This is a genomic window from Sphingomonas cellulosilytica, assembly GCF_052321755.1.
Taxonomy (GTDB): Bacteria; Pseudomonadota; Alphaproteobacteria; order Sphingomonadales; family Sphingomonadaceae; genus Sphingomonas.
In genome coordinates this window covers 391,093-411,388 of sequence record NZ_JBQRTT010000002.1, presented here as the reverse complement: position 1 = coordinate 411,388, position 20,296 = coordinate 391,093, and the positions used below count along the sequence as shown (strand labels likewise).

The following is a 20,296-nucleotide window of genomic DNA, read 5'->3' as shown; positions in this document are numbered from 1 at the left end:
TCCGCCGGAAAGCCGTCCCTATCCGGTCATACCTGTTGCTCAAAAACCTACCCAACGGAATACTTATATCAAGTTGCGATAATTCCGCTTGTGGCGTGATTTTGGTCACGATACCACGTGAGTCAGACACATTGAGCAATGTGCTCAAGCACCTACAGCCAGACCTTTCGGCTTCGCACTGAAAGGCGGTTTCGGGATGAGGACTGAAAGGGGACAACATGATCGTTCGTGGTACGTCAGATGCTGGCCGCAATGCCGGCCGCCTTCGGCTGCGTGACCTCAGCATCGGCGTTTCGGCGCTGGCGATGCTGTGCGCCGCTCAGCCGGCTTTCGCGCAGGATACGACCACGCCGACCAAGCCGGTAACCGATGGATCGCAGGGCACGACATCGGGTACCCCGGCCGTGGATGCCGGCACCGCGCCGACCGCGCAAGGGCAGGCCGGCGCCACCACCGGCACCTCCGGCGCGTCGCAGGACGCCTCGGTCACCCCGCCCGACACCGATCGCGACGAGATCGTCGTCACCGGCGTGCGTCAGAGCCTCGCCACCGCGCAGAACATCAAGAAGAACAGCGACACCGTCGTCGACGCGATCACCGCGCAGGACATCGGCGCGCTGCCGGATCGTTCCGTCAACGAAGCGCTGCAGCGCGTCCCCGGCGTCGCGATCAGCCGCTTCGCCGCGCCGAACGACTCGCAGCACTTCTCGGTCGAAGGTTCGGGCGTCGTCATTCGCGGCCTCAGCTATGTGCGCGGCGAATTCAACGGCCGCGATACCTTTGCGGTGTCGGGTGGACGCGAGATCGGCTTCAACGACGTGCCGAGCGAACTGATCGGCTCGGTCGAGGTGTTCAAGAACCTGACCGCCGATCTGATCGAAGGCGGCATCTCGGGCACCGTCAACATCAACACGCGCAAGCCCTTCGATCAGGATCAGCGCCTGATCTATCTGTCGGGCAGCATGAACTGGGGCGACCTGGAGCGGCGCGGTGCGCCCTCGGTTGTCGGCCTGTATAGCCAGCAGTGGGATACCGCAGGCGGCAGCCGCTTCGGCGTGCTCGCAAGCGCCAGTTATTCGCAGCAGTACAGCCGCTCGGATTCGGTATTCCTCGCCTCCATGCTGCCGCGCTATAACGACGACCGCAACGGCAACGGCGTGCAGGATCCCGGCGAAGGCCGCACGATCAACGCCGGTACCGGATTCTCATCGTCGCTGTTCGATACCTATCCGGTGCCCAACGGCGGTGCCGGCCCCGTCTACGCGCCGGTCGGCGGCGGATCGCGCACGCAGACCTTCGATCGCAAGCGCATCGGTGTGTCGGCGGCGGCGCAGTTCGAGAACGCGGCCAAGACCTTCCTGCTGACGGCGCAATATCTGCGGACGGAAGGCGAGCAGAACTGGCTGGAAAAGACGATCGAGCCGAACGTCTATTATGGCGATGTCACCACCACCTTCCCGCGGGCCGGTACGACCAACACCTATGACGCGAACGGCGTCTTCACCAGCGGATCAATCGTCAAACGGTCGGGACCGGTGTTCGGCACCGATCCCACGCGCGTCTGCGGCACCAACGCCGACGGTTCGCCGAGCCATTATTGCCAGCTCAACCAGTTCGCGCCGAACGGCATCTTCACGACGTTCTCGAACCGGTATTTCTATCAGAAGGCGACGACGCAGGATTTCTCGCTCAACGCGAAGATCGATCCGACCGATCGGCTGCACATCAACCTCGACGGCCAGTACGTGAAGTCGAACTCGGAAAATATAGACGATATCGTCGATATGGCGACCTATTCCGGCGTCGATATCGACCTGCGCGGCAAGGTGCCGCAGATCACGCTGCGCCCCGATGGCTTCAACACCGCCGCCTATTTCGGCAACAAGGCGTCGACGTACTTCCGCGACGCGTTCAACAACCGCGCCGACAATGATGGGGACGAGTGGGCGTTCCGCGGCGATGTCCAATATGACCTCAGCGAGGAAAGCTTCCTGCGCAAGGTGCGTGTCGGCGGCCGTTATGCCAAGCGCGACCAGACCGTCCGAACCAACGACTACAACAACTGGGGCGCGGTGTCGGACACTTGGACCGGCGGCGGCCCCGTCGGCTTCAACAGCGTCGCGGCGAACCAGGCCTCGCTGTTCGGCTATAACGACTTCTATCGCAACCAGGCCGTGCAACCGCCCGCGACCTGGTACATCCCGGACAACATCATGCGCGATCACGATGCGCTGATGAACCTGCTGCGCAATGTCACCAAGCAGGGCGGCGGCAACTACACGCCGATCGAGGATCGCAGCGGCGTGAAAGACGGATACTTCCTGCCGAACGAATTTTATCGGAACAAGGAAACGACCTGGGCTGCCTATGCCCGTGCCGACTTCGGCATCGACGATTTCGCGGGCGGGATGAGCCTGTCCGGTAACATCGGCGTGCGCTATGTGCACACCAAGGACGATTCTTTTGGCGCGCTCACCTTCCCGACGCCGAACAACGTCTTCACGCCGGATACGCAGAACCCGCCCCGCTACACCGATCTGGCGAGCTATTGCGCTTATTCGATCGCCAATCCGTCCCAGCAGGGCACGATTCCGGTCATCTGCTCGCTGAGTCCGGCGCAGCAGACTGCGGTCCAGGCTTTTTCAAATGGCGGTTCCCGACCGGATGTCGTCAGCCAGAAGTTCGGCAATTGGCTGCCCAGCCTGAACCTCAAACTGCAGGCGACAGACAAGCTGCTGTTCCGCTTCGCCGCATCGAAGGCGATCTCGCGGCCTAATTTCGGCGATCTGCGGGATTACACCGGAGTGCAGCCGTCGGGCGGCAACAGTCTGGGCAACTACAGCTTCCAGGCATCGGCCAAGAACCCCTATCTGCGGCCGATCGAGGCGACGCAGTTCGATCTCACCGCCGAATGGTATTTCGCCAAGGTGGGCTCGTTGACTGGCGCGGTCTTCTACAAGGACCTGACCAACATCATCCTCGACAACTACGGCTACCAGCGATCGTTGACCAACAACGGGCAGACGTTCAACGTGACCGTCAACGGCCCGGCGAACGCTCCCGGTCATGGTAAGGTCAAGGGCTTCGAGCTGAGCTACCAGCAGACCTACGACTTCCTGCCGGGGCTGTTGTCAGGTCTAGGCACGCAGGCAACCTTCACCTTCGTCGATCCGAGCAACATCCCCAACGGCGTGCCGACCAATGGCGCGGCGGACGGATCGCGCCCGCCGCTCGACGTGACGGGCATCTATTCGAACCTGCCGCTCGCTGGCCTGTCGAAGTATAACTTCAACGTTGCCGCCTTCTACGACAAGGGCGGGATCTACACGCGCTTTGCCTATAGCTGGCGTTCGAAATTCCTGCTGACCAACCGCGATTGCTGCTTCCCGTTCCTGCCGGTCTACGCGCTGTCGACCGGTCAGCTCGACGGATCGGTCTTCCTGACGGTCAACAAGAACTTCAAGATCGGTATCGAGGCGCAGAACCTGCTCGATACGACCACCCGGACGGTGTTCCTGCTCAACCCGCAGGGGCTCACCGCACCGCGTTCGTACTTCAAGAGCGACCGCCAGTTCTCGATCACGACGCGCCTCACGTTCTGATCCGTTCCATTCCTCCCCGGCGGGTGGGGAGCCTTCGGGCTCTCCACCTGTCTTTGTTTCAGGGCGTTGGATCGGCTAAGCGATGGGACGGGAAGGGTAAGTCCATGAGCAAGGCGATCGAGTCCGCGGCGCGCGTCCCCGAAATCCGCGATATCACGCCCGAGCGGTTCGCCGCGGAGGTCGTGCCCGCCTACCGTCCTGTGGTATTGCGCGGTCTTGTCCGCCATTGGCCGGCTGTGGCAGCCGGGCAGGGTGGCCCCGCCGCGATGGCGGCGTACATCCGCCGGTTTGACGGGGGGCGTCCCGCAGACGTGATGGTCGCCGCGCCGGAGGTCGGCGGGCGCTTCTTCTATTCGCCCGACCTCACCGGCTTCAATTTCACCCGGGCGCAGGTATTGTTGCCGATCCTGCTCGACCAGTTGGTCGCCCAGGTTGCCGATCCGGCACCCGCGGCGCTCTATGCAGGCGCGGCCAGCGCGCCCGACAGCTTCCCGGGATGGGTGGAGGCAAATCCGTTGCCGCTCGCGACTCCCGATGCCACCCCGCGGCTGTGGATCGGCAACGCCAGCCGCGTCGCGACCCATTACGACGTGTCTAGCAACATCGCAGCGGTGGTCGCAGGGCAGCGACGCTTCGTGCTCTTCCCGCCCGACCAGGGACCGAACCTGTACGTCGGGCCGCTCGACCGGACGATCGCGGGACAGCCGACGAGCATGGTCGACCTCGAAGCGCCCGACCTCGCGCGCTACCCCAGGTTCGCCGCGGCGATGGCGACGATGCAGGTCGCCGATCTGGAGCCGGGCGATGCAATCTTCGTGCCCTCCTTGTGGTGGCACGACGTGACGGCGCGCGGGCCGCTCAACCTGCTGGTCAATTATTGGTGGGGGCAGCAGGCGGCGGCCTCTCCCTTTGCGGCGATGATCCACGCGCTGCTCGCGGTGCGTGATCTGCCGCCGGGCGAGCGCGAGGCGGTGCGCGGCTGGTTCGACCATTATGTCTTCGGCGACGGTGCCGCAGCCGCCGGCGACCACCTGCCGCAGCCGGCGCGGGGCGTGCTCGACACGCCCTCGCGTGAGCGCACCGAGCGTATCCGCAGCTACCTTATGCGGGCGTTGGGGCGCCCCTGACGCGGGTCGCGTCGAGGAAGGCGGTGACCCAGACGAGCGGTGCGTTCCAGTTGATCGCGACCTCGTTCATCGTGAAGGCGCGCCAATCGTCGCGCCAGCAGGTCTGGCCGACGCACTTGCCTTTCAGCACGGCATCGTCGGTACGCGCGCTGCTGTTGGGGCCGCCGGAGATCACGCCGGGCGGTGGCGCGGGATAGCGTGGATCGGCGGCCTGTGCCCAAAAACGGTGGTGCGGCTGGTGCATGGTGCGGCCGCCGAAGCCGGTGACAAAGGAGCGATCCAGCGCGTTGCGGCCGAAGACGTAATCCGCAACATCGACGACGGCTTCGCGATACACCGGCTTGCGGGTGATCTGCCAGGCGACGCCGAGCACAATGGCCCGGTTGAGCATCGTCGAATTCGAACCCCAGTCGAACGTCGCTCCAGCCTTCGGCATGCGATAGCCGCTCGTCGCCCGTTCGGCGAGGATGCGGTCGGCGAGCGATACGACCTGTTTGCGGATCGCGGCAACGGTTGGCGCGGGCAGCCGGTTGGGCATTGTCGCGAGCGTCAGCAGGCCAGGCAGCGCGGTGCCGCTCCAGCCGAAATCGGGACTGTCGTCGTGCAGGAACGGGGAGCCAGCGATCGCCTCGCGATACGGGGCCTCGCCGGTCGTCGTGAACAGCTCCGCCGCGGCCCAGAAGCGTTCGTCGGCGATGGTCCGGTCGCCATAGCCGCCGCTGCCGGCGAAATCGGAACTGGCATAGAGATCGGGAACGCGCTGCGCCGCTGCCCAGCCACGACGGGCGGCGGCGAGTGCGCGTGCGGCGAAGGCAGGATCGCTGTTCCGCCATATCCGCGCCGCCTGCGCCGCGACGGCGACCATGTTGTAGGTCGCAGCCGTCGAGGGCGGATAGAGGAAGCGGCGCATCGGGTCGTCGGCCGGCGCCATCGGCAGGCCGGTCCACTGCTCGTCGGCGACCTTGGTGTGGACGAGGCCCCCGGCGTCGATCGTCCGGAAATCGCTCGCCGGCGCGCCACTGTCGGTCTTGAAGGCGACGGTCAGCCGCTTGCCGTCCGGTATCTGCATGGCGAGCAGGAACGCGACCTCCACGCGCGCCTCGTCGAGCAGGTCGTCCTGGCCGTTGCCACGCTCCGGCAGCGCCAGCCGGCCGTCGGCGAAGGCCTGCGGATCGCCCCATTGCGCCAGCCGTTCGTGCAGGTCCAGCAGCGTCCACGCCGACAGGCCGCCGTTGACGACATATTTGCCGTGATCGCCCGCGTCGTACCAGCCACCGGTGGTATCCAGCCGATAGGCGCAGCCCGGCCAGTTGACGCCGCGCTGATCCTTGCCGGAGAAGCAGGTGACGACCTCCTTCGGCTGGCCGGCGGGGCGGGCGAGATCGGGGCGCTGGACGTAGCGGGGGTCGATCGGCACGCCGCTGCGCTGTTGATAGAAGAAGCTCATCGCCGCCGTTGCGGCGTCCGCAAACGGACGATCGGCGATTGGGAAGGGCTGGCTGCGCTCACCGGCGATCCCCAGCCGATAGCCGGTGCCCGGGCGCGTCACTGTGCCGAAGTCGATCCGCTGCACGATCTCGCCGGACGATGCCTCGGGGCCGAACGGGATGGTCCGCCCCTCCGCCACCACCGTGCCGGCCGCGTCACGCAGCGTCCATGGTCGCGGCGCGGCATCGGGCGTGGCGACGATCGCGATCTTGGGACCGAACGTCTCATAGCCCGCTTGGTCGACCCGGATCGTGCTGGGGGACGGCTCGTTCGCCGCCACCAATGCCAGAGCGGCGAGCAGTAGCGGCTTGCTTGTCATTGGCGGCCGCTCTGGATCAGGATCGAGTCGGAGGGGAGGATGTGATCCAGAAACGGCAGGATCGCCGCGCCGATCGCGGGCGCGTCCTGCGCCATCACCGCCGGCATGATCGCGGCGCGCGAGGGCTGCGGCACGGCATCGAGTGCGAGGGTGAGGCCGGCGGCGAGCCGCTCGATCAGCGGCACCGGCAGCCGTCCCCCGATCAGGATCGCATCGGGATCGAGCAGGCAGTTGATCGCCACCAGCGGCGCGGTCAATGCACGCACCGCATCGGCGATCCAGCCGTCGATCACCGCGGTAAAGCCGGGATCCTCGTTGGCGAGGCCGGCGACGCCGGGGCGGGCGAAGCCGGCCGTTTCCAGACGTGCGAACAGGGCGGAGAGTGACACGGTATCCTGCACCGTCGCGCCGGGCCGGCCCGTCGTATCGGGCATCAACCCGATCTCGCCGCTCCGCGCATTGGCGCCGCGATGATAGGAGCGGTCGATCACCGGCCCGCCACCGAGCCCGGCGCTGATCAGCAGGTAGAAGAAGCTCGGATTGTCGAAGGCGGTGCCATATTCCGCCTCGCCCAGCGCCGCGGCGGCGGCGTCATTGTCGCAATGCACCGGCCAGGGCAGCACCGACAGCATGGCGGACAGGTTCACCTCGTTCCACCGGTCATAGCCTTCAGGACGATGCGGCAGCGCGATGCGGCCGAGATCGTCGGGGATGGCAACGCCGACGCCGAGCACCCGGTCGCGGTCCACGCCGCCCTCCGCGATCACCTGATCGATCACGTCGGTGACGAAGGCAACGACATCGTCGGGCATGGCGAAGGCGATCTCGCGCGTCGCACGGCTGCGCACCTGCCCGGCCAGATCCAGCGTCACCAGCGTCAGGTGATCGCGATCGATGTTGAGGCCGATGCCGAAGGCGCCGTCCGGGTTGATCTGAAGCCGCAGCGCCGGCTGTCCGCGGCCTCCCTGCATACGCCCCGCGTTGCGGACCAGCCCCATGTCGATCAGTCGGCCGGTGATGTTGGCGATCGTCGGCGCGGTCAGTCCGGTCTGTTGGGCGATGGCGACGCGCGTCGTATCGCCGCCCAGCCTCACCGCCTGGAGCACCGTGCGCAGGTTGTAATCGCCGGCCCGTTCCAGATTGGTGCCCGACAGGCTGCGCGACAGCCGTGCATCGCGCCCGTCCGTCGCTGACGGATCGGCACGCCGGCCGGTCTTGGCGCCGAAGCTGATCTGCATCCCCCATCCTTTGCTGCGCCGTCACCCTAGACGGGCCCGGTGCTTTCGTCATCCGAACAGGTACGACAATCGAGCCCGCAGGACATTAGAAATATTTCAATTTGTGTTTATTATTAAGGCGGTACGATACCAATGTAGACCATAGCAGCGGTGCTGCCTAGGGTGTCGGCAACGAAGCAGAGGATGGCGGGAAGCGCGACGACGCGCCGCTGCCGTCCCGGACGAGAGAGGGACGCACGTGATTCAGATCGGCATCGATTTCGGCGGCACCAAGATCGAGGCGGCGGCACTCGACGCGGGTGGCCAGTTCCTGGCGCGGGTGCGGGCGCCCAATCCCGGCGATTACGACCGCGCGATCCGCGACGTGCGCGAGCTGATCGTGCGTGCGGAGGCGGAGGCGGGCAGCGCCGGCACGGTCGGGATCGGCACGCCCGGGTCGATCAATCCGCGCGACGGGCGGATGCGCAACGCCAACGCGACGTTCCTCAACGGGCGGACGTTCCGCGAGGATCTGGAGGTGGCGCTGGGTCGCGAAGTGCGGATGGCGAACGATGCCAATTGCCTCGCCCTGTCCGAAGCGGTGGATGGCGCGGCGGCGGGTGCCCGGTCGGCCTTCGCGGTGATCGTCGGGACCGGCGTCGGCGGCGGTCTGGTGGTCGAGGGGCGGATCGTCGAGGGTGCCAACGGCATGGGCGGCGAATGGGGGCACGTACCGCTGCCGTGGATGACCGCGGCGGAATATCCCGGGCCGAAATGCTGGTGCGGCCAGCATGGCTGCCTCGACATGCTCGTGTCCGGCACCGGCCTGCAAAAGGATATGGCGACGCGCACCGGCCACACGCTCGACGGCCCCGCCATCATCCAGGCCGCACGGCGCGGTGACGAAGCCGCGGTCGCGGCGCTCGATGCCTATGTCGACCGGCTGGGGCGGGCGATGGCGATGATCGCCAACATCGTCGATCCCGACGTGTTCGTGATGGGCGGCGGCATGAGCAACGTCGCCGAAATCTACGACCGCCTGCCGGCGGTGATCGACCGCTACAGCTTCGGTGGCGACTGGGAAGGCCGGATCGTTGCGGCGAAATGGGGCGACAGTTCCGGCGTGCGTGGCGCCGCCCGGCTGTGGGCGAGTGGGTGATCCTGTACCCCTCCCCCTCACGGGGGACGAATGGATCAAGGCACGTCGCGCAGCGCGCAGATCGACTGGCGCAGGCCGGTCTTCGCGACGGGACCGTCCTGATCGAACGCCATATAATCGCGGCGCGTGCGGTCATAGGCCGGCCAATGGACGAGGCCGGCGCCGTTCGGCTCGCCGGTGCGCACGAAATTCACCCAATAGGCCTGCAGCGGCGGCTGGCCCGGCTGGGGCGTATTGAAGAGGTAGCCGAGTTCGCTCGCATGGCTGACGGTGCCGCCCGGCGGCGCATAATCGAATTGATACTGCCATACCCGGCCGCCGTGCGCTGCGAGCGCGTTCGAGACGGCAATGGTCGGGCAGCGGAAGGTGAGGTCGGTCGCCAGTTGCTGCGTCACGTCGCCGAGGTGCGGATCGGATACCGGTGTGCCGCCGGGTTGCAGGCCGTACAGGGTAAGCGCGCGGCCGGAGTTGGCGCCGAATTCCCGCCGCACGGTCGCCGCTGCGGCGGGCAGGCCGCCGTGCAGCCCCAGTTCCTTGGCATTGACGCCGATCACCAGCGGGGCGGGGTTGATCCGGCCGCTCGCCAGCAGGCGGGCAGGGGCATCGGGCAGCACGCGTCCGTCGACCACCGCCTGCAACCACACGAAGCTGTCGTCGTCGAGCCCCGGCACGTCCACCGCATCGTCGGCCTTGAGCACCGCCGCCATCGACAGGGCACGCAGTTGTGCAGCCGTGGCGGTGCCGGGCAGGCCGGCGCGCTTCGCGATCAGCGTGCCGAGCGCCTCGTTGGCGGCAAGGCTGCGTGGCTGTGTGCCGAAGCCTGCCGTGCCGCTTTCGGCGATCGCCTGCCGGAACAGGCCGCGCGAGCCCGGGCTGAGCATGTGGAGGCCGACGTCCATCGCGCCCGCCGATTCGCCGGCGATCGTCACCCGCGCAGGATCCCCACCGAAGCGCGCGATGTTACGCTGCACCCAGCGTAGCGCCGCCTGCTGGTCCATCAGCCCGTAATTGCCGCTGTGCCCGCCCTGTTCGCGGCTCAGCGCCGGGTGCGACAGAAAGCCGAGCGTGCCCAGACGATATTGGACGCTGACCAGCACGATCCCCTTGTCGGTGATCCGCGACTCCACTGTGCCGCCGCCACCGCCGGCGCGATTGCTGCCACCATGGATCCAGACCAGCACCGGCAGCTTGCCCGTCAGGTCGGGCGTGCGCACGTCGACGAAGAGGCAATCTTCGCTGCTGGCGTTCGCCGCGGCGCGGTTCCAGTCGCCGTAGACGATCTGCGGACAGGCGGCATGCTCGGCCACCGTCGCGCGCGGCTGCGTCCAGGGCCTGGGCCGCGCGGGCGCGCGCCAGCGCAGCGGGCCGACCGGCGGCGCGGCGAAGGGAATGCCGCGGAATGCCGCGCCGCCGCCCGCCGCGGCCTCGCCTTGTACCGGACCGTCGTCGGTCCGGACGATCGGCCCGGTCGCTGCCGCCGCAAGTGCCAGCGCCAGCACGATCGTCATTGCGCGATCGCCTTCGGCGCGGGCTTGGCCATCGCGCTGCGGATCGCCGCCTCGGCGACGGGCGCCATCACCGCATAGCCTGCCTTGTTGGGATGCACGCCGTCATAGGTCCATGCCGCCTTCAGCGCCTGACCGTCGTGGAGCGCCCCCCAATAGTCCGCATAGGTCGCGCCGGTGCGCGCCGCATATTCCTTCATCCAGCCATTGAGCGCCGCGATCTGCGTCGCGGTGTCGAGGCCCGGCCGCCACGGGAAATGGTCCGCGGGCGGGATCGAGGCGAGGATGACGCGGATACCGTGCGCGCGCGCCAGTTCGGCCATCGACATGATGTTGTCCTTGGTCTGCTGCGGCGTCATCGGGCCGGTATTGCCGGCGATGTCGTTGGTTCCGGCCATGATCTGCACCACCTGCGGGTGGAGGTCGATCACATCCTGGCGGAAGCGCAGCAGCATCTGCGGCGTCGTCTGCCCGCCGATGCCGCGGCCGTAGCGGCCGGTCGTGAAGAAGCCGGGCACCATGTCGAACCACCCCTGCGTGATCGAATCGCCCAGGAAGACGACCTTCACCGGACCGGTGACCTTGGCATTCGCCTCCTGGTAGCGGCCGAGCCAGGCGAAGTCCTTGTGCAGCCGCTCCTCCGCCTCGCGTTCCCATTGCGCCTTCTGCTCAGGCGTAGGCTGCGTCTGCGCGAGCGCGGGGCTGGCGAGCGTTGCGAGGATCAGGGCGGCGGCGAGCTTCATGGGAGGCACCTTTCGAGCGATCAGCGGGCGGGGGCGAGGATGGCGGCGGCACCGCCGGCGGCGTGGAGGTCGAGCATCAGCGTGTCGGTGGCAGCGACGGTGCGGCTGGCGGTGACGAGGTCGGTCGGTGCCGTGCCGTCCTGCCACAGGCGCGCGGCATAGCGCCCCGTGCCCAGGAAGGAGAGCGGCACCGCGACGCTTCGCGCGGCGTCGGTCATCGCGCCGATGTACCAGCGCTCGCCCTTGCGCCGGGCGATGGCGATCGATTCCCCCAAGGTGCCGGTGACGAACCGCGTTTCGTCCCAGCTTGCCGGGACTTCGGCGAGGAAGTCGAGGCCGGGCTGGCCGCGATAGGCATCGGGCGTGTCGGCGACCGATTGCAGCGGGCTTTCGTAGACGACGTATTTGGCGAGTTCCGCCGCGCGCGTGGTCTGCGTCTCGGGACCGGTGGCGGCGATCGCGAAGGTCGCGGGCGTCGCGTTGCGATAGCCGCCCGGCGTATAGTCCATCGGACCTGCCAGCATGCGCGTATAGGCGAGCGTGATGTTGTGCCGTGGCGTTATCCGCTTCGTCCACTTGTTGTATTCGGCGCCGAGCACGCCTTCCTGCGTGATGAAGTGCGGCCAGGTCCGTGTCATGCCCCAGGGATGCGTGGCGCCGTGCAGATCGAGCAGCAGGTGGTGGCGCGCGGTCGCTTCCGCCAAGCGATGGTAGAAGGCGATCATGTCCTGATCGTCGCGGTTCATGAAGTCGACTTTGATCCCCTTTGCGCCGACCTGCGCGACGAAAGACAGGATCTTTTCCATGTCGCGGTCGAGCAATTGCCAGTGGATCCACAGGATCAGCCCGACCCCGCGGGTGCGGCCGTAGGCGACGAGGCCGGGCAGGTCGATGCCCGCCACCGGCTGCGTCGGGTCGGCGCCGGGATAGAGCGTGCCGCCGCCGCCGCTGTTCACGTACCAGCCCTCGTCGACCATCATATAGGGCAGCTTGAGCGAGGCGGCGAAGTCGATGAAGGCGCGCTCGGTCGCGGCGTTGGAGCCGGCCTTGGGCACGCCGGCGAGCAGCGGGCCGGACCACCAGTCCCATGCGGTCTTGCCCGGCTTCACCCAGCTGAAATCGCCGACGGGGGCGGGATTGAGGCTGGTGAGCAACGTGTTCTCGATCAGCTTGCCCGCCTGCGGTGCCACCATCACCACGCGCCACGGCGAAACGACGCCGGTGCCGACGTCGCGGGTCAGCGCGACCGTGGGATCGTCGGGCTTGCGGGTCAGCTTGGCGGCGACGCCGAGCGCGCCCGTCTCGGTTCCGGTCAGGTACATCGCCGGCCAGTTGTCGACCGCCGCCTCGGCGATGGCGATCGTCGGGCCGCCGGCACCCGTCTCGCAGACTAGGGGGAGTTCGTAGAGATTGTGGGGGCGGAGGAGCGAGGCGCGGATTGGGTCGTATTCGCCTTCATGGCTGGTGCCGAAGCTGCCGAGATTGAGGCCGGTGCAGGCATAATCGGCCGGGAAGGCGAACTGGGTGAGTTCGTTGACGAGGCGCAGCGAGGTGAGGTCGGGCTGCTGCGGCACCGCGTAGCGGAGCGCGATGCCGGTGTCGTAGGCGCGGACGACGAGGTCGAGCCGGCGGTGCTTGCCGTCCCGTTCCGCCATATGGACGACGATCTGGTTGTAGCGTTCGGCGACCTGCGCAGTCTTGCCGGCGATCAGCGTGTAGCGATCCTCGCCGCGGCTCGCGTCGGTGGAGGTGGCACGCAGGCCGTTCGCCAGCTTGGCATAGCGTTCGAATTCGAGGCCGAGCGGGGAGGGGGCGATCACCGTCCGGCCGGCGACGGCCAGCGTATAGGTCGGCTGGTCGTCGGCATTGGTGCCGAGCGTCACGGTCAGCCGGCCGTCCGGCGAGGAGACGCTTTGCGCGGTGGCAGGCGCGGCGACCAGCGCGGCGGCGGCGAGCAGCAGCGCCTTCAACGCACCGGCTCCACGGCGGCGGCGGCGACGTTCCAGCCGCGTAGCGCGATACGCGCACCGTTCGCCTTGGCGGCAGGATAGCGGACCGTCACCGTGCGCGCCTCGCCGGGCAGCAGCGACACGTAATTGTCGCTGAAATAGGCGGGCAGCACCTGGCTGCCGTCGGCATTCATCACCGTCAGCTTGGTTTCGATCGCCGGCGTCGCGCCGGGATTGGTGAGCGTCACGCGCACCTCCGTCTCGTCCCCGACAGGCGTCGCGGTGGCGCCGGTGGTCAGCGTCACGGGCGCGAGGCGGGTGAGGCCGCGATAGGCGGCATCGTCCTTGCCCTGCCAATAGAGGTTGTTCGACAGTTCCGCGCCCTCGGCATCGGTCGCCTTGAGGCTGACCAGCACCATGCCGTCGGCGGTCAGGCCGGGGAGATCGAGCGCAAAGGCGTCGTTCGCCGCCTCCGCCCGGGCGGTGATCGTCGTGCGGCGTTCGGCGAGCGTCCTGCCGGTGAGGTCGACCACCTTTGCCGTCACCGTCGCACCGGGGATCGGGCGGAGCCGGTTGTTGACCAGCACGACCTTGCCGTCGGGCAGGTTCATCTGGACGTGCACCGGCTCCGACGCCTTCTTGACGCCGTAGAAGCTCGCATGCGTGTCATAGTCGGACGAAAAGATCTGCCACGCCGACGATGGCCAGGCGGGCTGCGTCATCCACAGCATGCGGCCCGAATTGACCGTCCATAGCCCGGCATTCATCCCTTCGAAGATGGCGCGGTAGCTTTCGTACTGCATCATCTGCGCCTTGCGCTCGAAATCGGGCAGGCTGGTGCCGGCACCGAAGCGTGCTTCGAGCGCCTGCATGTAGGACCCGACGCCGCCGTTCCCGGTCTGGTGCCAGTCGTGATAGGCCCAAGTGTCGCTGATCGGCCATCGATCCGCCTGGGGGATCGCACGCTGCCATGCCTCCAGCGTCGGCAGCGACGGCGTGCCGCTTTCGACCGAGAAGCCGCGGGCATGTTCGGTGAAATATTCCACCGGCGGGCGCCAGTTGTAGGGGCCGGAATTCTGCAGGTTCACCCGGTTGGACGAGCCCATGTAGAGCCGCGTGCCATCTTCGCGCGCGATCAGATCCTCCAGCCGTTCGTTGAGCAGCGGCTGCGGCACGCCCTCGTTGCGGCCGAACCACAGGACGATCGAGGGGTGGTTGCGATAGCGCTTTACCACGTCGGCGGCATTGGCCATGAACAGGCCGACGTCCTGCGCCTCAATATTGTAATCCTGCGTCGATTCCCAGAAATCGCTGAGCACCATCAGGCCGTATTCGTCGGCGAGGTCGAAGAAATTCTCGCTGGTGTCCTGCCCCACCCAGTTGCGGACGATGTTGAGATGCGCATCCTTGTGCAGGCGGAACATCGGTTCGAGATGCACGCGATCGACGCGCTTCATGAAATCGTCCATCCCGATATTGCCGCCGCGCGCGGCGATCTTCACGCCGTTGACGCGGATGACGAGATAGGGCGACAGGCCGGGGGCGTCCTTGACGGCGGTCACCGCCGGGCTGGTTTCGGCGCCCGGCAGCAGGCTCGCCGCCCAGCCGTTGGGCACCTTGCGGATGCCGTCGTGGTTGCCGTCGACGATCCGCTGGCCCAGTGCGCGTGCCTTGGTGAGGTCGATGCCGACGCGCGCCAGATCGCCCTGCGGGTCCATCAGCGAGATGTCGTAGGTCACCTGCCGCATGCCGAAACGCAGCCGCCGGGTGTCGCTCGCCTGACCGTCCACGGTCGCGGTCAGCGTCAGGTCGTGCAGCGCCGGGTCGCCATAGCCATTGGGCCACCACAGCTTCGGGTTCTTGACCGCCAATGCCGGGAAGTCGGCGAGCGTCATCCGGACGTCCGCGGTCTGGCCGGGGGCGAGGGCGACCTGCTTTTCGACCGCCACATCGTCGAACGCCGCGCGCACGGTCGCGGTGACGGCCTGCGTCGAGGTGTTGGCGACCGGCACGGTGATTTCGACGTTCGCCACCGAATTGTCGGCGCGTGGCAGGCTGGTGACGACCTGCGCATCGCCGAGGTTTGCCGCGCCCGTCGCCGACAGGCGCACCCCCTGCCATAGGCCGGTGTTGCGGTCGCGGATCGACGGGATCCAGTCCCAGCCCTCGGTCGCGACGAAGGTCGGCCCGTCGAGCATCTGCATGCCGCCGTTCTCGCCGACCCCGGCGGTGAGCGACTCCTCGTGCGCGAGGCCGGGATGCGGCGGCGGCGAAACCTTGACCGCGATCGCGTTGCGGCCCGCGGCCAGCGTCACCGGGAAGCGGCCGCGGATGAAGGCGCCCTTCATGTCGCCGACGCGCGTGCCGTTGACCCACACCTCGGCCGCGTAATTGACGCCGTCGAAGATCAGCACCTGTCGTTTGCCGGCCGCCGCAGCCGGCACGTCGAATTCGGTGCGGTACCAGTAATCCTGCCGGGCGAGGCTTTCGGGAATGACGGTGTTGTTGAGGCCGTAGGCGGGATCGGGATAGACGCCGCGATCGACCAGCGTCGTCAGCACGGTGCCGGGAACGGTCGCGGCATACCAGCGGCTGGCATCGAAGCCGGTGCGGCTGATGATCGTACCGGCGGCGGCGACCTTCGGCGCCTCGGCGAGCCGCCAGCCGTCGATCGCCCAGCTGCCGTCCGCCTGCCGCACCGGGCCGCGCACGGGCGGGAGCGGTTTGGCGACGGGGGCGGGGATCGGCGCCTTCGACCGCGGCAGCGTCCAGGCGTCCTGCGGCGCGACCTGGCCATACATCTGGCGGACCTGCACGGGCCAGTGCGGGCTTCCTTGCGTGAAGGCGATCAGCGCCGGGTCCGGCGGCGTCGCCGCACGGCGGCGCAGCGCGGCGGCAGGCAGCGCGCCCGCCTCAAGCTGGAAGCCGGCGATGCGGCCGGCGAACACCGGATCATCGGCGCTGCGTGGTGCCAGGGTCGCGACGGGAGCGACGGCCGCGCTCGCCAGCCTCCGGCTCGCGACCTGCCGGCCATCGACGAACAGGCGGACCGTGCCGCCGTCGGCGCTCGCGGCGACGAAATGCCATCGGTGCGGGGAGAGCCGCGAGCCGCCGGCCAGCGTTCCCGCCTCCGTCGCCAGCGCCGCGCGCCCGTCCTGCAACGCCAGGAATCGTCGCGGCCCGGTGTCGGTGCCGAAACCGGCGATCCGCGCCAGTCCCCGCGGGTTCGTCTGCGGTTCCACCCACGCCGACAGCGTCCAGCGATCCGTCGCGACCGGCGCGGCGCCCTCGCCGCCGATCGCCTGCCGGATCGCTTCGCCGCCGGCGGGCAAATCGGCGTTGAACGGCCCCCAGGTCTGCGCGCCCGCGCTGCCGGCGACCAGCCCTGCCGCCATCGCCGCCGCCATCACCGTCGCGGAAACCGCCATCCTGCCGCGCATCGCCATCGTCATCCGCCCCCTGAAGGTCCCGCGTCCTGCCGGACGTCGTCATTGCCCCACAGGAAGCACAGCACGCCGAAAAAGCCAAATTGAAATATGTATTGTTGAACCCGTCCGGTCATGGCACGGCATGTCCCGGTAACGACGACAAAGATCGCACCGATTGCAACGGCGAGGGGAGAGGATGATGGTTTCGAGGTTCGGCACGGCGTGCGCGGCAATCGCACTGGTGATCGGCGCAGGCCCGGCGATGGCGCAGCAGCAGCCTGCCCAGCCGCCCGCCTCCATCGCGCATCCCGACCAATGGCCGGTGCTGCCGATGCAGTTGAAGCGCGATCCCAAGGTGGAAGCCCGTGTCGAATCGATCCTGTCCAAGATGTCGATCGACGACAAGGTCGGCCAGCTGATCCAGGTCGACATCGCGAGCATCACGCCCAAGGACCTTGAGACGTACAAGCTCGGATCGATCCTCAACGGCGGCAATTCCGCACCGAACAATGACGAATTCGCGCCCGCGCCCGAATGGCTGAAGCTGTTCGACGCCTTCTACGACGCCTCGGTCAAGCGATCCGACGGGCGCCCCGTCGTGCCGGTGATCTGGGGGACCGACGCGGTGCACGGCGCCAACAACATCGTCGGTGCCACGCTCTTCCCGCACAACATCGGACTGGGCGCCATGCGCGACCCGGCGCTCATCAAAAAGATCGGCGCGGTGACCGCGCTGGAGACGGCGGCGACCGGTATCGACTGGAGCTTCGCGCCGACCGTGGCGGTGGTGCAGGACGACCGCTGGGGCCGCACCTACGAAAGCTATTCGGAAGATCCCGCGATCGTCGCCAGCTACGCCGGGCAGATGGTGGAGGGGATCCAGGGAACGCTGGGGCAGGACTTCATGAAGCCCGGCCATGTCATATCCTCGGTCAAGCACTTCCTCGGCGACGGTGGCACCGGCGGCCATGACCAAGGCGACACGCGCGTGTCCGAAACCGTGCTGCGCGACGTCCATGCCGCCGGATACATGACCGCGCTGCCGGTCGGCGCGCTGACCGTGATGCCGAGCTTCTCGAGCTGGAACGGCGAGAAGATGACCGGCAACAAGAGCCTGCTCACCGGCGTGCTGAAGGACCGCTGGGGCTTCCAGGGCTTCACCATCGGCGACTGGAACGCGCACGGCCAGGTGCCGGGCTGCACCAACGAGGATTGCGCCCCCGCGATCAACGCCGGGCTCGACATGTTCATGTATTCCGGCCCGAAGTGGAAGGACCTCTACGCCAACACGCTGCGCGAGGCGAAGGACGGGACGATCCCCGCCGCCCGGCTCGACGATGCGGTACGGCGCATCCTGCGCGTCAAGGTGATCGCCGGTACCTTCGATGCCGGCCGCCCCTCGTCGCGGCCGATGTCGGGCAAGTTCGACCTGCTCGGCGCACCGGCGCACCGTGCCATCGCCCGCCAGGCGGTGCGTGAATCGCTGGTGCTGCTCAAGAACAATGGCAGCGTGCTGCCGGTGAAGCCGGGTGCCAACATCCTGGTCGCCGGGCGCGGGGCCGACGATATCGGCCAGCAGTCGGGCGGCTGGTCGATCACCTGGCAGGGGACGGGCGTCACCAACACGAATTTCCCCAACGGCCAGTCGATCTGGTCGGGGATCGACCAGGCGGCGCGTGCGGCCGGCGGCAAGGCGACGCTGGCGGTCGACGGCGCCTACGCCGCCAAGCCCGATGTCGCGATCGTGGTGTTCGGGGAAATGCCCTATGCCGAGTTCACCGGGGATCGGCCGACGCTGGAATACAGCCCCGACGACAAGAGCGATCTGGCGCTTCTCAAGAAGCTGAAGGCGGCAGGCGTGCCGACCGTCGCGGTGTTCCTGTCGGGGCGACCCTTGTGGGTGAACCCGGAGATGAACGCTGCCGATGCCTTTGTCGCGGCCTTCCTGCCCGGCACGGAGGGCGGCGGTGTCGCCGACGTGCTGATCGCTCGGAAGGACGGGCGGCCCGCCAACGACTTCCACGGCAAATTGTCGTTCAGCTGGCCCAAGCGCGTCGACCAATATGTGCTCAACAAGCGCGATCCCGGCTACGATCCGCTGTTCCCGATCGGGTACGGCCTGACCTACGCCGATCGCAGCACCGTCGGCCGCCTCGACGAGACCAAGCCCAAGGTCGCGGCGGGCGACCAGAATGCGCTGTTCGTGCGCGGCCGCGTCGCGGGCGGGGCGCGGATCAACGCCAATGGCGCGGTGGTGCTGACCCGCACCGATCGGTCGGGGCAGGAGGACAGCCTTCGCCTCGCCTACAAGGGGGCGGGCAGCATCGCGATCGAGCAGGCGATGCCGATCGATCTCACCCGCGAATCGAACGGGCAGCTGAGCCTGATCGTCGACTATCGCGTCACCGCCGCGCCGGCGGGCGAGGTGACGCTGGGCATCGCGGACACGGCGAAGACGGTGACCGTGCCGATGACCGGCGCGATGACGGTCGGCGACTGGACCACCGCCGCGGTGCCGCTGCGCTGCTTTGCGGACAAGGGGATCGCGATGGACAAGGTGACGCAGCCGTTCGTGCTGGCGAGCACCGGCGCGCTGGGCGTCGACATCTCCGCCATCCGCGTCGGCAGCGCGCCTGCCGGCCCGGTCACCTGCGGGGTGAAATGAGCGACCTCACCCGACGCGGCCTGATCGGCGGTGCGACGCTGCTGGCACTCGCCGGCAGCGCAGGCGCGCAGACGGTGGCAGGCGACGAGGTCGTGCCGTTGTGGCCGGGGGCGATCCCCGGCGCCGCGACCGGGCCGATCGCCCGCAAGGTCAACGAGCGGGCGAAGACGCCGGACGGGCACGACCGCTGGGTGACCGGCATCGATGTGCCTGCGCTGGTGGTGAAGCGGCCGGCGCAGCCCAACGGCGCGGCGGTGCTGCTGGTGCCGGGCGGTGGCTATGGCTTCCTGTCCTACGACAATGAGGGGATCGAGCAGGCGCGCTGGCTCAACGCGCTGGGCGTCACCTGCTTCATCCTCCTGTATCGCCTGCCGGGCGAGGGCTGGAGCGAACGCCGGCTGGTGCCGCTGCAGGATGCGCAGCGCGCGATGCGGGTGATCCGCGCGCGGGCCACCGCCTTCGGTGTCGACCCTGCGCGGGTGGCGGTGCTGGGCTTTTCGGCGGGCGGGCATCTGGCGGGATCGCTGGCGACGCGCTTCGCCGAGCGGGTCCATGCGCCGGTCGATGCCGCCGACCGGCTGTCGGCGCGGCCCGATCTGGCCGGGCTGATCTACCCGGTGGTCAGCATGGATGCCGGAATCACCCACAAGGGGTCGCGCGACAATCTGCTGGGGCCGACGCCGGCTGCCGCCGACGTGGCTGCCGCCTCGGTCGACAAAAGGGTGACCGCGGAGACGCCGCCGATCTTCCTCGTCCACGCCAGTGACGACGGCACGGTGCCGATCGCCAACAGCCTGTCGCTCTATGCCGCGCTGCTGGCGGCGAAGCGCCCGGCGGAGATGCACCTGTTCGACGAAGGCGGCCACGGCTTTGGCGTGCGCCTGCCCAAGGCGGTGCCGACGGCGGCTTGGCCGACGCTGTTCGCGGCCTATTCGCGGCGCAAGGGGGTGTTCGCCTAAATTCCTCCCCCGCCAGGGGGAGGTGGCGTCGCGCAGCGACGACGGAGGGGGAGGTAAGCAGCGCACGTCTCGCTCGCGGAACCGCCCCCTCCACCACCCCGCTGCGCCGGGCGGTCCCCCTCCCCCGCTGAAGCG

General features: G+C 68.1%; 11 protein-coding genes. 5 read left to right on the top strand and 6 right to left on the bottom strand.

Annotated features, from left to right (window positions below; genetic code table 11):
* The first annotated feature begins 218 nt into the window (after positions 1–218).
* Together ACTZQ5_RS05245 and ACTZQ5_RS05240 are read left to right on the top strand one after the other, a co-directional pair.
* Positions 219–3,602, top strand: a complete 3,384-nt coding sequence (locus ACTZQ5_RS05245) for a TonB-dependent receptor (RefSeq protein ID WP_443584102.1) — start codon at positions 219–221, stop codon at positions 3,600–3,602.
* Positions 3,603–3,706: 104 nt separating this feature from the next.
* On the top strand, positions 3,707–4,729 hold the full coding sequence (locus ACTZQ5_RS05240) for a cupin-like domain-containing protein (RefSeq protein WP_443584101.1): 1,023 nt from the start codon (positions 3,707–3,709) through the stop codon (positions 4,727–4,729).
* On the opposite strand, the gene ACTZQ5_RS05235 is transcribed toward ACTZQ5_RS05240, so the two are convergent.
* Together ACTZQ5_RS05235 and ACTZQ5_RS05230 are read right to left on the bottom strand one after the other, a co-directional pair.
* A complete protein-coding gene (locus tag ACTZQ5_RS05235; protein ID WP_443584100.1) occupies positions 4,704–6,536 on the bottom strand; it encodes a glycoside hydrolase family 9 protein in 1,833 nt (610 codons plus the stop codon). The two genes, ACTZQ5_RS05240 and ACTZQ5_RS05235, sit on opposite strands and share 26 nt — an antisense overlap.
* Positions 6,533–7,774, bottom strand: coding sequence for an ROK family protein (locus ACTZQ5_RS05230; RefSeq protein WP_443584099.1), 1,242 nt, complete (start codon positions 7,772–7,774; stop codon positions 6,533–6,535). Before ACTZQ5_RS05230 ends, ACTZQ5_RS05235 begins: the two co-directional genes overlap by 4 nt.
* A gap of 238 nt (positions 7,775–8,012) precedes the next feature.
* Between ACTZQ5_RS05230 and ACTZQ5_RS05225 the strand changes: the two genes are divergently transcribed.
* Positions 8,013–8,912 (top strand): ROK family protein, encoded by a 900-nt coding sequence (locus tag ACTZQ5_RS05225; RefSeq protein ID WP_443584098.1) that lies wholly within the window; start codon positions 8,013–8,015, stop codon positions 8,910–8,912.
* Between the two features lie 35 nt (positions 8,913–8,947).
* Here the strand turns inward: ACTZQ5_RS05225 and ACTZQ5_RS05220 are convergent, their stop codons facing one another.
* The 4 genes from ACTZQ5_RS05220 to ACTZQ5_RS05205 are packed head-to-tail and all read right to left on the bottom strand — an operon-like array spanning position 8,948 to position 16,537.
* A complete protein-coding gene (locus ACTZQ5_RS05220) occupies positions 8,948–10,420 on the bottom strand; it encodes a carboxylesterase/lipase family protein (RefSeq protein WP_443584097.1) in 1,473 nt (490 codons plus the stop codon).
* Entirely contained in the window at positions 10,417–11,160 is a 744-nt protein-coding gene (locus ACTZQ5_RS05215) for an SGNH/GDSL hydrolase family protein (protein WP_443584096.1), read from the bottom strand. The genes ACTZQ5_RS05220 and ACTZQ5_RS05215 overlap by 4 nt, the downstream gene beginning before the upstream one ends.
* A gap of 20 nt (positions 11,161–11,180) precedes the next feature.
* On the bottom strand, positions 11,181–13,130 hold the full coding sequence (locus tag ACTZQ5_RS05210) for a glycoside hydrolase family 97 protein (protein WP_443584095.1): 1,950 nt from the start codon (positions 13,128–13,130) through the stop codon (positions 11,181–11,183).
* Positions 13,127–16,537, bottom strand: coding sequence for a glycosyl hydrolase 2 galactose-binding domain-containing protein (locus tag ACTZQ5_RS05205; protein ID WP_443584094.1), 3,411 nt, complete (start codon positions 16,535–16,537; stop codon positions 13,127–13,129). Before ACTZQ5_RS05205 ends, ACTZQ5_RS05210 begins: the two co-directional genes overlap by 4 nt.
* Positions 16,538–16,733: 196 nt before the next feature.
* Between ACTZQ5_RS05205 and ACTZQ5_RS05200 the strand changes: the two genes are divergently transcribed.
* Together ACTZQ5_RS05200 and ACTZQ5_RS05195 are read left to right on the top strand one after the other, a co-directional pair.
* Positions 16,734–19,202, top strand: a complete 2,469-nt coding sequence (locus ACTZQ5_RS05200; protein ID WP_443584093.1) for a glycoside hydrolase family 3 protein — start codon at positions 16,734–16,736, stop codon at positions 19,200–19,202.
* On the top strand, positions 19,199–20,161 hold the full coding sequence (locus ACTZQ5_RS05195) for an alpha/beta hydrolase (RefSeq protein WP_443584092.1): 963 nt from the start codon (positions 19,199–19,201) through the stop codon (positions 20,159–20,161). The genes ACTZQ5_RS05200 and ACTZQ5_RS05195 overlap by 4 nt, the downstream gene beginning before the upstream one ends.
* The last annotated feature ends 135 nt before the right edge of the window (positions 20,162–20,296 follow it).